This window comes from Mycoplana azooxidifex (genome assembly GCF_014196765.1).
GTDB classification, from domain to species: Bacteria; Pseudomonadota; Alphaproteobacteria; order Rhizobiales; family Rhizobiaceae; genus Mycoplana; species Mycoplana azooxidifex.
The window spans coordinates 54,944-67,850 of sequence record NZ_JACIEE010000013.1 but is presented as its reverse complement, the minus strand read 5'-3'; the positions used below and the strand labels follow the sequence as shown (position 1 = coordinate 67,850).

Here is a 12,907-nt window from a genome sequence, read left to right as displayed (position 1 = left end):
CTGGCCCAACTGTCGCATTACTAAATAGCCCTTACAATGTAAAATTGCATAATGCAAATTATGGAATTTTTCTTTCTCATGGAGCGGGAGACCTCGCAGCAGCATGTTGTAGAAAACAGCAAAAGATGTCCGAAACCCATAAAGATGACCCAAGCAAGATATAGGTTCGTATTCCTATCTATAATATATCAATTGTCGCAGGAGCTTGTTTGGCTATTAATATAGGTATTGAAGAGGCATGAAAATGATATTGTGTGTAATATTCGCTCGATGATAAGTTATTTACAAGGATATACATGGCCCTGCCGCGAAGTTATAATCTGATTGGGCGGGCAGTCTATCCTGGCGTCACGTCATCTAGGCTCGCTGCTTCCTTGCAAAGCCCAAGAAAACTGGCATTGTGCCTCCAACCGGAGCCGCATATGCAAAAGCCTCTTCATCCGCATCGCTATCGTGAAACTATGTCAGCCGCCATTGCGCGGCTCGAAGACATTGCGGCTGGCACCGAGCCCCTGGAACGGCTGGCGATTGAGTTTTCTGGCGTGAGCCAGGCTGAACTTTCCACGCGCCGACAGTACCTCAATCACATCGAACGCCTAATCGCCAATTGGATCGGCGACGGCTGTCAGGCGTTTGATGCAGTGGCATTTATGGATGAGCTCGTTCACAGCGAATGCTGGCCGTTTGTCCTCCAACGCGATCTCGGCGACCGCGTCACATATGTTCACTTTGGGCAAGTCGAGCGCATGGTATTGAAGAGCCAAGAAGCGGCTTTCATTGAAGGCTTTTATTTTCGTAAAATTTTAGGTGATGAGGGCGACGCTCTGGAGATTACGTTCGTCTGTAACGGCCCAGTGTGGAATGAGCTCGAACATGGGCCCTATGGACATGCGTTACGCACCGCGTCGCAAATCGCGATCTGCGCAATCCCCATTGGCTCGGAGCTACCCGAAGCGCTCAACGAGACTGTCCTCCATGGAGACGATGAGTTCAAGTCGGATAGTGTTATTTCTCTGGCCCGGAGGGTTGTGGGTAATATCATTGCCATTCTTCACAAGAAGCCGGACCTCTCCGCAATGCCTTATCTGGGGCCCTTGCACTGATTAATATGACTTCGGTAGCGGACTGCGCGACAGATGCTCGAGGCCTGCCGCATCAAGATTGATACGGGGCGTGTGTTGCGTTCCGCTATTCAAGGAATAACCAGTTTCTGGTACCGCTGCCTACCTGGCAACGGCCCTCGGCCGGGGGAAAATCCTGCAAAGGTCCCGCACAATGTGGACCACTGTTTCGACACAACTCTCAAGACTCGAGAGATGGACATCTGGATCTTCCCCATTTGTCACACGGTCGCGTTCCCAATAAAGCGCAGTAGCTAGTGCGTCCAGAATGTCCCCTCGTGGCGCTCCTTCCAACATCAACGCATGAAGTCCAGACGGCGTTAAGGTCGACAACCCACCCTCTCCGAACTCCTCAATGTCCAGCTTAGCGCCCATGGAAGGCCTTGGGCCTACGTAGCTGTCAGTGTTGTCCCCCATCCAAACAATCTCGTGAGGAAGGATTCCAAGGTAGAAACGAGAGTATTCGGGCTGGGGCTCCGGCACTTCCAGCAAGCTCCGTTCGAAGCGCTTCAAGATCTCGATGACAGCTTTCGTTTCTTCCAAAGAGGGTTGGAGGACATATTGCGAGCTATTCGGCGTTATGTGCCACATGAGAATTCCTCTGCCTGCGTCTTTGCATGCAGTTATCAGTAGGTACGCACGCTTTAACGCCGCGTTACAGCTTCCCTTTTGATGTTGTTTTCGTGTTGTTCGGTGAAAAATTATATAAGGAGCGCATCAATATCTGGTCTGGGATGTGGCCGAGCCATGACGCCATGGCTCGCGGATGGCACAGAACGTGGAATTGCGTTCAACCTACAAGACATAGCCCTGTGCCAACCCGCGGTCTGGACGGGTCTACGAGCTCCGCCCGATCGCGCCACGGGGTCGCGAAATTTCTTTCTTGCATGGCTGTCGGTGAACCTTCCTGAAACCAACCAGGAGCCACAGAAATGCGAATCTCTCACCCTTACCGTTACCCGGCAGCGTTCCGGGCGCAGCTCGCGCGGCTTGAACGGCTTTCCCCCGGCATTACCGCGCATGAGGCGCTCGGCACCCCCTCTTCGCAGTTCATCGAGATCGAACATGCGGGAGCGACCACCGAGGACATTGCCGAGCGAAACCTTCGCCTGCGCCACCTTGAAGGCCTCATTGCCGATTGGCATCTGGATGGCGGGACGGTGTCGGTATCACGGATCGACGAACTAGAGGGGACGGCTTCGTCGACCACAATCGAGCTTGACCGCGTTCCGCCAACTGTATCCTACGTTGAATTCGAACCCCGCCGCTCGCTTGATTTCGCGGGGCAATCGCAGAGCCGGATTGAGGGCTTTTATGTGCGCGAGGTCATAGACGACGGCAGGTTTTGCGCGGAGATCACTATTGTCTGCGACGAGCCGGCGTGGAGGACAATGGGAACCTGCGTCTACGCAGATGCAATGGAAGTGGGTTCCCGGATCAGCGTAGGCGTCATTCCGCTGGGGGAAGAGTTCGATCTGCTGGCGGCGGGACAGCTTTTTGATGGCGACACACTGCTTTCGAAAGAACCCGCACTTTTGCGGGCAATCGCAGCGGTCGGCGTCGGGCTGGCGGATGGTCTCTGGAAAAGGTCGATACCATCCCCTGCAATCGGTCGAATGTGCTGAGGCCACTGGCATCGGGCCCCAATACAGCTACAGGGCAAGCCTCAATTATTTGGACGGTGACGTTGGAACGGTACATCGCAGTAATTGCAACGAAAGGACGCTCAACCCGTCGTCGGGGAGCGCCCTTTTTATCACGGACAAGCTATTGCACGAAATGGACTTTGGCACACGGCTATCAATACGGCGCGTGGCGCTAACATGTCGGTAGCCTCTGTCGATTGCAACGAGCACCAGACGGCATTGGAGGCCGGCGAAACGTCGCCAGATTTCGTACCTCTAAGGCTCGAACGCGTCACCCAAGACGTGCGTGACATTTCCGATCGATGTCGAGTACTCGATCCCGTTCCGCGACATTTGCTCAGTAAGGAGATCGAATAGCTCCAGATATGTGTCGAACTCCACCGCCATCCAGTTCGAAAGCTGCTTCCGCATCTCACTATATTCGGCTGCCGCGGCTGCGAGCTTCGTCACGAGGGGTGCTGATATGTTCGAAAGATCGCCGCCCTGCTCGGCCAGCTCGGCCTTGAGATCGTCCAGCGCCACCTGCCCCATTGAAGGGATATGTTCGATGTTAAGGCATTCCATGATCTGTCTGCTTTGCAAGGCAGACACTTCTGCAGTTGGCACCATTCGAAATCTCTCCTGATTGGTCTCATCATCGATGTTGCACCGCAAATGCGCGCGCGCCAATAAGAAAATGCGCGGCAGCTCAACGAGCATCATCGCTGATGTCCGTCCGCCGGGCGGTGTTTCGATACCCGCCCCCCAAAGGCGGAAATCGTATTCGTCTCACCTTTACTCGCGCCCGTTTCCGAGTATGTCGGCGTCGCCGCAGGGATGAGGTCAGCGCAACTCACCGAGCCAGCAGAGACTCGCAGTGATTCCCGTTTCTCCGTGGCAAAACAACGATGACGCCCCTTAAATGGCGATCCGATACGACGTTCCGGATTTGCCAGGCATCCAGTTGCTGCAATATCTGAACTGGGCTGGAAGGTCGTCGTCATCACCGCGCAGGTGAAGCTCTATGCCTTCGTGGAGAGCACGGTTTGTCGCTGTCAGTGTCTGGGGTTTGAACGAGGAAGCGAGGTCGTCCGCGGAACGGCTCTGCCGATGGTACGTGACCGTTCCAAGCAGCAGCAGTTCTTCGCCCATCATCACGCGCTCGGGCAGGCCCGAGAAACGATCGACAAGTTTCCCGTCGCGAAGACCGTATTCCGTAGGCTCCAGAATGGTCTGAATGTTCTGCTGCCAGTTGACGGGCCATCCGAGGTTCGCGAGTGCCTCTGCCGCTTCGACAACGGCGTCAAAGGCCTCGTGATACGCAGATGTAAGACCGCGGATGACGCTGTTTGCAAAGCGGATCTTTTCCATCTCCTGCAGCCGGGCAACATAGTTTTCGAATGCCGCACCAAGTCCCGACGCCAGTCGCCAGCGCCCCGGTAGATATTCGGCATCATCGGCCAGCCGGAATTCAACGGAAAGCCTGGGAAGCCTAACATCCTGTGCGAGGCTGAGGGCCTCGTCGACCGTTCTGGCCGCGGCCTCTTTCCTCATCAGCGATGTCGTCTGCCTCTGATAAAACAGCTGTAGCCGTACTTCACGCACCTCATCGTATTGCAACGTCTGCCCCATCGGAAAGTCCTACTACATACAAGACTGACCGCGTCTTCCTTCGGCCACAAGAGGCACTCGGCTACACATGTGACCCTTCTCGGGACTGAAGGAAACATCTATCTCAGGCGCTGAAGGTCCCTGAGCATATCGCCCTGCCCTTTCAGAACTTTCTCTTCCCGTTGCTTGAGTGTTGTGAACCATTGAGCGCGGCCGATTCCGGGAATCTCGCAGTCCGTCCTGACCGGGGCGGCCACTCCATCTCGAATTCGCAGACCTTCATTTCTCTGACGTCCAACATCACCTGCATCTCTGCCGATACTCTCCCAGCCACAAGAAATCACCGGCGACCTAGTTCTTCCTCCGTCTCCCGGACCACGGCAGACAAGGGTTCCTCGTCATCTTCGCCGGGCAAAATTCCTCCGCCAGCTTCTTCCGTTCACGGGCGGCCGCCTCGGCGGCTTTTCGCATTCTGGCTGGGGACGCCAGGGACGGTTCCCATCGTATCCCGCGCCGTAGTCCGATCCGATCCCCGGGAGCGCGCGCTACATTGGGCATGTTCCGCCCTGGCAATCTTCTCGCCTCGATTGTCCACGTTCTCGGGACCGTGAATGTAATCAAGCTCTTGGCCATACATGCTCTCCGTGTATAGTGGACGTCCACTTCGGGGTGAGGTTTTCGTGAAGTTCCGACCGATTGTTGTTCTGGTTGTTGCTGCAGCTTTGCTGAGCCCGCTTACCGCCGCCTCGGTCTCCGCAGCCGAGCGGTCGGTTCGTGATATCCAGAAGGCGCTGGCTGACAAGGGCTTCAAGCCGGGCGCTCTCGATGGCGTGTGGGGCAAGAGATCGATCGCGGCTCTACGGGCGTACCAGACGGCGAACAGCCTGCCTCCTACTGGGACGGCGGACCAGGCGACGATCGATCGCCTTTTCCCTACGCTTCCAGCGGTAGAAGACCAAAAGCCCGCCGTTGCTGGCTCTGCGTCCGAAAACGTAACGCCATCACAGAAGGTCCCGGCAGTCGAGACAAAGCCGCTCGATCCCGTTGGCGACTCCGCTTCCAGCACGGTCGAACCCACCGTCGAGGTCAAGCCCGTCGAAAACTCCACGCCTTCGCAGCAGCCTCGGAGTGCGCGGCAGGCCGACAGCGTCCCGTCGACGACCGAAAGGTCGGGGGGCGATGCTATCGCTCCCCGGTCATCCGCGGCTCCGTCGGATGGCAAGAACGAGTTCTGGAACCTGGCACTTGTCGGTCTGGCCGTCGGCGGTGCCATGGTGCTCTGGAGGAGACGGAAGCGAAGGCGGCAGGCCGCGAGCGCCAACGGCATGCCCACGGCTCCTGACAGCGACGCCGCGGCAGAGCTGATATGGGACAGGGACGCCTTCCAGGTTCTGACGGAGCAGTCCACAACTGCACGAGCCGCCTCCCCGTCTCTGGACCGTGCGGCGTCGATGGAAGCGCACAACAGAAACGTCACCGACTGGATCAAGGCGAACGCATCCAAAGCGAAATCCCTGTCCGATGGCGAGAATGACGACCTGACCGATATTACCGAGCGGGGACAGAAGACTGGCGTAACTCAACCCCCGATACCCGCCCAGACGGGCACCCTGCTGAATTTCCATCGTGCAAGGGCAGCCGAACCAAAGCCGGCATCCCCTCCCCTGAGGACGGACTTCTCTGCCGCCAGAATGGCCGGAGCCGAGTGGATTTCGCCGGGGAAGTCCGTCACCGTCGCCTCCGTCGCGATCTCGGGCGGCATGTTCTATCTGGGCGGCTTCCTCGGTAAGCAGGGAAGGCTTAACGAAAACGAGAACTGCCTGATCAATCCGGCGCTGACCGTGGGAAGAGGCCGCGATCCGGCGGGCGTGTCCATGGGGTACTGGCCATCATATGGCGGGATGTCTCCGGACGCCAGAAGGTCATATTTGGAGTGGCTGGCAGGCAGCAGGTCGAATCCTGACGACTACATCGGCTACGTATTCTTATACTTCTACGGTCTCGAACGACGCCTCCTACTCGACGTCGACGGCTCCAACGCAGCCTCGGTGCTGGCGGAAGTCAGGCGGCTTCTCGATGTTTACGGGCACAACGGCTCTTTCAACCGTTATGCCACCGAATTGCTGACGGCAGTCGAGCTAAGGAGCGGTGAGCCTTCTGCGCAGTTTCTTGCCGGGGTCGAGCCTAACGGCTACGAGGTCCCTGCTGCGGTGAAGATCGCCCTTGGTATCCGGGTCCGCGACGAACGCCCGATCGAGGCCGATCTGATGCTCCGCTTCGCGTTGACGCATCCGGAGACCAGCGTCCGCACGCCTGCCAAGCGCGTCCCCGCCCTGCTGCGGGAACTTTATCTTCTGGAATTCGCGAAGCTCTATCCGGCTGGCTATCGGCCGAGGGCCGGACGTACAAAGAAGCTCAAGAAGCAATACCAGGCCTGCAGCGGAAGCTTCAATCTCGAAATCAAGGTCCTTGGAGGAGACATCCCCGACATCACCGACCGGGAGGAGCCGATCAGGATAGCGCGGAGGGTGTTCAACGACTGCATGGAGCAGCTCGACGACTACAGCCGAGCTCTCGGCCGCCTTCCCGGTCTGCAACCGAACTTACTCGCCATATCCAAGCTCCCCGAGGCTCTGCGGCTGACGGCCGCTGCGAACCTACCGGGCGATCCGCTGGCGGCTATCCGGAGTCTTGCCGACGAAGCCGCGGAGACACGCATCGACCGTCTTGCCGAGCAGGTCGGCCTCGAGATGGCCGCCAACCCGGGCAAGGCCAAGCTCCGCGATCTGAGCCAGGCCCTTTCCGGCTTTGGTATCGGAGCGACTTTCGACCCGGCGTTTGCCGTGAAGTCGTCGGCGGGCGACGAGAGGGCTATCCTGTTTCCAATCTCGCAACCCCTCCCCGCAGAGGCGACCGACGCCTATCGGACCCAGCAGCTGTCGACGATGCTGGGCATGGTCGTCGGACATGCCGACGGCGATTTCCACGAGTTGGAGCGAAAAGCTCTCCTCGATCGGATCGCCGCGGCCGCCGATCTGTCCGGAGACGACAAAAGGAGGCTGGAAGCGGAGATCCGGCTTAATGAAAGGTACCCCGCGCGCCTGGATGACTGGCTGAAGCGTCTGAAAGACGTCCCCGAACGCGCCCGGGACGCTGTCGCCGCCGAGCTGGTCGCGCTCGCTTCCGCCGACGGCGACCTGCACGCCGACGAAGTCAGGAAACTGGAGGCGATCTTCAAACGGATGGGGATCGACCAGAAGTCCCTCTACGAGCGTCTTCACGCGGGAAACAGTGCGACGCGTACGGCCGGGCACCCATCGATGCCTTCCGCCCCTTCCCCGAAGACGGCGACATCCCTTTCACCGACCCGCATCGACCTTTCCAGGCTTCAGAACATCCGCTCGGAGACCCGGGTTACCTCGAACGTCCTCGCCGACATTTTCGTCGACGAAGACGAAGAAGGGGCCGCTATGCTTGCCGAGACCCCGGTAGAAGCCCCTCAGAGCGACCTCTTCGAAGGCCTCGAACAGCGATACGGTGCGTTCCTGTCCGAAATCCTGCAGCGCTCGAGCTGGTCCAAAGACGATTTCGAGCATCTTGCCCGAGACGCTTCCCTGATGCCGGGCGCGGCGAAAGAAGCGATCAACGACTGGGCTCTCGACCGTTTCGACGAGCTCATGATCGAGGGCGACGATGAACTGGACATCAACAGCCATCTCCTTCCTGCACCTCCGACAAGTCCAGCAGCTATCAAAAAAGGCATGCCCGCATGACCACCAAGCAACCCGCCATCAAGCCGCGTGACCGCGACACAATCATCAGCGCGCTTCGGGCGGGTGTCGTCCCGAGGCTAGGACTCCAGCACATCCAGGTCGGACGTCAGCGCGAGATCGAGGCGCTTATCCGAGACATACGCCGGGTCGGGGAAGGCGGATCGAGCATCCGTTTCGTGATCGGAGCATACGGGGCGGGCAAGACCTTCTTCCTTTTCCTCGTCCGGCAGATCGCCCTGCAAAGCAAGTTGGCCGTGTGCCAGGCCGATCTTTCTCCCGACCGCCGCATCCATGCCACCAACGGCCAGGCTCGTTCGCTCTATGCTGAACTGGCGCGGAGCCTCTCGACCCGCACCGCGCCAGACGGCGGCGCTCTACGCAACATTCTCGAAAGCTATATCCAAAAGGCGACCGAAAAAGCGGGAGCGTCGGGCGTACCGATCGAGACGGCGGTCAAGGATGGCCTCGGCGACATCCGCGAGATGGTGGCGGGTTACGACTTCGCTACCGTGGTCGCCGCTTACGCCCGCGGATACGAAGACGGGAACAGCACTCTCCAGGACGCCGCTCTCCGCTGGCTCCGGGGCGAATACACCACCAAGACCGAGGCGCGGCAGGATCTCGGCGTCAGGACGATCCTCGACGACGCGTCCTTCTACGACGGCCTGCGACTTCTGGCGAGGTTCGTCCGCGTCGCCGGGTTCGGCGGGATGATCGTTTGCCTCGACGAACTGGTGAACCTCTACAAGCTGCAGAGCGCCCAGGCCCGGAAGCAGAACTACGAGCAGATTCTCCGCATCCTGAACGACGTGCTCCAGGGGACCACGGAGGGTATCGGCTTCATCCTCGGCGGAACGCCCGAGTTCCTGCTCGATACCCGCCGGGGTCTCTACTCCTACGAGGCGCTGCAGAGCAGGCTTGCCGAGAATAGTTTCGCGGTGAACGGCCTCGCCGACTATTCGGGGCCTGTTATCAACCTCCCTAGCCTCACCCCGGAAGAGCTCTTTCATCTGCTGGAAAGGCTCCGCGACGTATTCGCGGGCGGTGACCCGGAGAAGCATCTGGTCCCGGACGAGGCTCTCGTCGCGTTCATGGAGCATTGCTCGAACACCATCGGTGACGCCTACTTCCGCACGCCTCGAAACACCGTGAAGGCGTTCGTGGACCTGCTTGCGGTCCTCGAGCAGAACCCCGAGGTCAAGTGGAACGACCTGCTGACCCATGTCGAAGTGGGCGAGGATCGCCAGGGCGCGGACGAGGCGGAAATCCCTGCGGACGCGGATGACGGGGACGACGAGCTTGCAACCCTCCGCCTTTGAGCGCCTCGGTCAACCGATCCGGCGCTGGATCTGGACGCAGAAATGGCAACGGCTGAGGGACGTTCAGGAAAAGGCGATCCCCGCCGTTCTCGCGGGCGGCGACGTCGTCGTATCCGCCCGCACCGCCGCGGGAAAGACGGAAGCTGCTATCCTGCCGCTACTGACCCGCGTCCTCGACGGCGACGGGCGGGACGGCTTCCGCATTCTCTACGTCAGCCCGCTAAAGGCGCTCATCAACGACCAGTACCGTCGGCTCGAGCCGCTTTGCGAGGCCTGCGATATTCCGCTCCATAAATGGCACGGCGACGTGTCGGCGGACGCCAAGTCGCGGGCGCGGAAGAACCCGAGCGGGGTCGTGCTCATCACGCCGGAATCACTGGAGGCGTTACTCGTCCGCCGGGGCAAGGAAATACGCTTCCTGTTCTCTTCGCTGGAGGCGGTCGTCATCGACGAACTCCACGCGTTCATCGGGACCGAGCGGGGCATGCAGCTCCAGTCCATCCTCAACCGGATCGAGATCGATTGCGGGCGGGAGCGGATCGACCGCATCGGCCTCTCGGCGACGCTTGGTGATATGCGGCTGGCCGCCGACGCGCTCCGGCCTGCCGGCGGCGCGAACGTCGCGGTCATCGAAGGGAACGACCAAGGTAACGGTCTCAAATTACAGATCCGGGGATACTACGACAAAGAAGAGGTCGCAAAAGACAACGGCGACGAGGACGGTGAGACGTCACCCGGCACAGAGACGGACGAGCGGCACGGCATCCCGGAACGCCTGGCCGACGATCTCTTTCGCTTCCTGCGAGGGCACCGGAACCTGTTGTTCGGCGGCTCTCGGGAGCGGGTCGAGCTCTATGCGGATCGGCTCCGCCTCATGTGCGAGGAAAATCGGGTCCCGAACGAGTTCTTCCCCCATCACGGAAGCCTCTCCAAGGCCGAACGCGAGGATGTCGAGCTCAGGCTCCGCGACGATCCCCGCCCGACGACGGCAGTCGCGACGACGACTTTGGAACTCGGCATCGACATCGGCGACGTTGAGTCCGTTGCTCAGATCGGTCCGGGCTTTTCGGTGTCGTCGCTCAGGCAGCGCCTCGGCCGTTCGGGACGACGGGCCGGAAGCCCGGCCGTCATGCGGATGTTCGTCATCGAGCGCAATCCGGGTCGCGGACAGCATCCGCTCGAGCGCCTGAACCTCGGGCTTGTCCAATCGATCGCCATGATCGAATGCCTCAAGGATGGCTGGTGCGAGCCGCCTGCGCCGACAGGCGTGCACCTTTCGACCCTCTTGCACCAGATTCTCGCGCTCATCCTCCAGAAGGGGGGCGTTTCGCCGCAGGCCGCGTGGAAAGTCCTATGCGACCGCGGACCCTTCAAGTCGGTGGATCGCGCGATATTCGCCGATCTCCTGCGCTGCATGGCTTCTGACGAAAATAGGCTCATCGAGCAATCGCCGGAGGGCCTGCTGATGATCGGAGAGTTTGGGGAAAGGATCACCGAGGCGCACGACTTCTACCCGGTCTTTTCGACGGAGCGGGAATACCGGATCTTGCATGACGCCAGAACGCTGGGCACGTACCCGCTGGATTCGGCGATAAGGTCGGGAGAGACGCTGATTTTCGCCGGGCGGCGTTGGCAGGTCCTCGAGGTTGACGATGCCACTCGGGTCATATCCGTGAAACCGACCCGTGGCGGGAAGCCGCCCCGCTTCAGCGGAAATGGCGGTGGACTGCACGATCGCATCGCGCTGGAAATGAAACGCGTGCTCCAAGGCAGCGAGCAATACGCCTACATCGACCGCGTCGCTGCGGAAATGTTGGGTAACGCCCGGGCGTGTTTTGGCGAACTTGGGCTGGCAACGCGATCGATCCTGCCCTACGCCGATGGCGCTATGGTTCTCCCCTGGATCGGTACCAGGAAGTTGACCACCCTCGCCCTCGCTTTCCTCTCGCGTGATTTCCGGACAGCGCAGTACCAGCACTCCCTGGAACTCCAGGACTGCGATCCCGAAGGCATCGATCAATGCCTTGGTCGATGGGCTGCGGGAGACGTGCCGACGATCGAGGCCCTAATGACCGGGGTGGCCCGGCCGAATGTCGCACGCTTCGACAATCATCTCTCATGGAACCTGATGACGATGGTCACCGTTCGGGAGCGGCTTGATTATGACTCCCTTCAGGGCGTTGCTGCCGGACTGGCCTCGGTCGGTAGAGACTGACGCCTTGTTCCCGACAGGACGAGCGCACTGGTTTCAGGAAGCCTGGCATCGTGCAGATATGGTCCTCTTTACCCCGAAGCTGCGTTTTCTGAGGCCGGAGGGAGCGAGGGGAAGTCGCCGTCGAACGGCACCGCGCTTTTCGCTGTTGGCAGCAAAGGTTCTATGGCGCTCGAGCGAGCCTCTCTGGCAAAAGCCGGGATTCTGGGGCGTCCAGTTCGCGATAGCCTGACGACGTGTGAGAAAACTGCTAGGCAATCCACGGTTTTCCACGGTCGTTAAGCCCTTCTTAATATCGGCCGGCCACCGTCGGTAGCCGACACAATCAAAAATCGGCCTCCTGTGGCATGTTTCTGCTCGATACGAACATCATTTGCGATGCGCGGAAGCCCAAACCTCCGCCGGCGCTTAAAAGCTGGCTCCGTTCCCAGGACGAGATAGCCATACCCTTTCCCGCGATGCTCGAGATCGAACAAGGTATAGCTGAGCTGCGCAAGACCAACCCCTTGAAGGCCCAGGAGCTCAGGGATTGGATGGACAGCGTTCTCGCTGGACGCCATTATTACCCGGCGATCAATTCGGACGTCGCGCGTATCCTGGCGGAGATGTACTGCTGCCGCCCCCTCAAGAACCTCTGGTACATCGAAACCGGAAAAAAGGAGAAGAAGCCGGGGCAGGACCTGTTCGTCGCGGCCATCGCGATATGCCATTCACTCCCGATCGCCACCTCGGACACCTACGATTTCGTCCTGATCAACCGCCATTTTCCGCTACCCGGGGTTTTCTCTCCGATGGCGCAGGAATGGGCTGTCCCGCTGCCCACCTTCACGCCGGAGCGCAGCCGGATACCGCCGAGGGCGACGGTCACCTTTGGGGATCACGCTCTTTCGGAACAGTCCGTTTTCTTTGGCTAGTCTTCGGAGGGGCCGCCTCGAGAGAGTACGTCCGCGGCGTTCTGACCGTTGTCGGCCCTGAAGGTGAGTTCGAATACGCCTTCGCGATCCACGATCCGCTGGACACGGCCTCGCTTGGCATCGTCGAAAACATCGACGATGCGCTGCTCCGCATCCGCCCTAAGCCATTCCCGGATCGTGTTTGACAAATGAGTCTCCGATAATTCATGACCTCATACACGAAAGAGGCAATAATTGGAACTCGCTGTCGGAAAACGCCATCGTGGCGCTTTGCCTTGGCAAAGCGGAAGAGTCCTCCAGCGGAGTCTTGAGAACGGGTCGAAAGACATAGC

9 protein-coding genes are annotated in these 12,907 nt (G+C 59.7%); 6 read left to right on the top strand and 3 right to left on the bottom strand.

What is annotated here, in order from left to right; all coding sequences use genetic code 11:
• Positions 1 to 422 precede the first annotated feature (422 nt).
• Both GGQ64_RS24505 and GGQ64_RS24500 read left to right on the top strand, forming a co-directional pair.
• Positions 423 to 1,103, top strand: coding sequence for a hypothetical protein (locus GGQ64_RS24505; protein WP_183807959.1), 681 nt, complete (start codon positions 423 to 425; stop codon positions 1,101 to 1,103).
• A gap of 950 nt (positions 1,104 to 2,053) precedes the next feature.
• On the top strand, positions 2,054 to 2,746 hold the full coding sequence (locus tag GGQ64_RS24500; RefSeq protein ID WP_183807958.1) for a hypothetical protein: 693 nt from the start codon (positions 2,054 to 2,056) through the stop codon (positions 2,744 to 2,746).
• Positions 2,747 to 3,022: 276 nt separating this feature from the next.
• Here the strand turns inward: GGQ64_RS24500 and GGQ64_RS24495 are convergent, their stop codons facing one another.
• Positions 3,023 to 3,469, bottom strand: a complete 447-nt coding sequence (locus tag GGQ64_RS24495) for a hypothetical protein (RefSeq protein ID WP_183807957.1) — start codon at positions 3,467 to 3,469, stop codon at positions 3,023 to 3,025.
• 195 nt (positions 3,470 to 3,664) lie between these two features.
• On the bottom strand, positions 3,665 to 4,378 hold the full coding sequence (locus tag GGQ64_RS24490; RefSeq protein ID WP_183807956.1) for a hypothetical protein: 714 nt from the start codon (positions 4,376 to 4,378) through the stop codon (positions 3,665 to 3,667).
• Between the two features lie 659 nt (positions 4,379 to 5,037).
• On the opposite strand from GGQ64_RS24490, the gene GGQ64_RS24485 reads away from it, so the two are divergent.
• The 4 genes from GGQ64_RS24485 to GGQ64_RS24470 all read left to right on the top strand — a co-directional run bounded on the left by GGQ64_RS24485 (position 5,038) and on the right by GGQ64_RS24470 (position 12,575).
• Complete coding sequence (locus tag GGQ64_RS24485; RefSeq protein WP_183807955.1) at positions 5,038 to 8,130, top strand: TerB N-terminal domain-containing protein; 3,093 nt, start codon at positions 5,038 to 5,040, stop codon at positions 8,128 to 8,130.
• Positions 8,127 to 9,449: an ATP-binding protein gene (locus tag GGQ64_RS24480; protein ID WP_183807954.1), complete on the top strand. Its 1,323-nt coding sequence runs from the start codon at positions 8,127 to 8,129 to the stop codon at positions 9,447 to 9,449. Before GGQ64_RS24485 ends, GGQ64_RS24480 begins: the two co-directional genes overlap by 4 nt.
• Positions 9,412 to 11,664 carry a DEAD/DEAH box helicase gene (locus tag GGQ64_RS24475; RefSeq protein WP_246422909.1) on the top strand — a complete coding sequence of 751 codons (2,253 nt, stop codon included), beginning with the start codon at positions 9,412 to 9,414 and terminating at the stop codon, positions 11,662 to 11,664. Before GGQ64_RS24480 ends, GGQ64_RS24475 begins: the two co-directional genes overlap by 38 nt.
• Before the next feature lie 344 nt (positions 11,665 to 12,008).
• Positions 12,009 to 12,575, top strand: coding sequence for a PIN domain-containing protein (locus GGQ64_RS24470; protein WP_183807953.1), 567 nt, complete (start codon positions 12,009 to 12,011; stop codon positions 12,573 to 12,575).
• Here GGQ64_RS24470 and GGQ64_RS24465 read toward each other — a convergent pair.
• Positions 12,572 to 12,763, bottom strand: a complete 192-nt coding sequence (locus GGQ64_RS24465) for a hypothetical protein (protein ID WP_210300420.1) — start codon at positions 12,761 to 12,763, stop codon at positions 12,572 to 12,574. The two genes, GGQ64_RS24470 and GGQ64_RS24465, sit on opposite strands and share 4 nt — an antisense overlap.
• Positions 12,764 to 12,907: the final 144 nt, after the last annotated feature.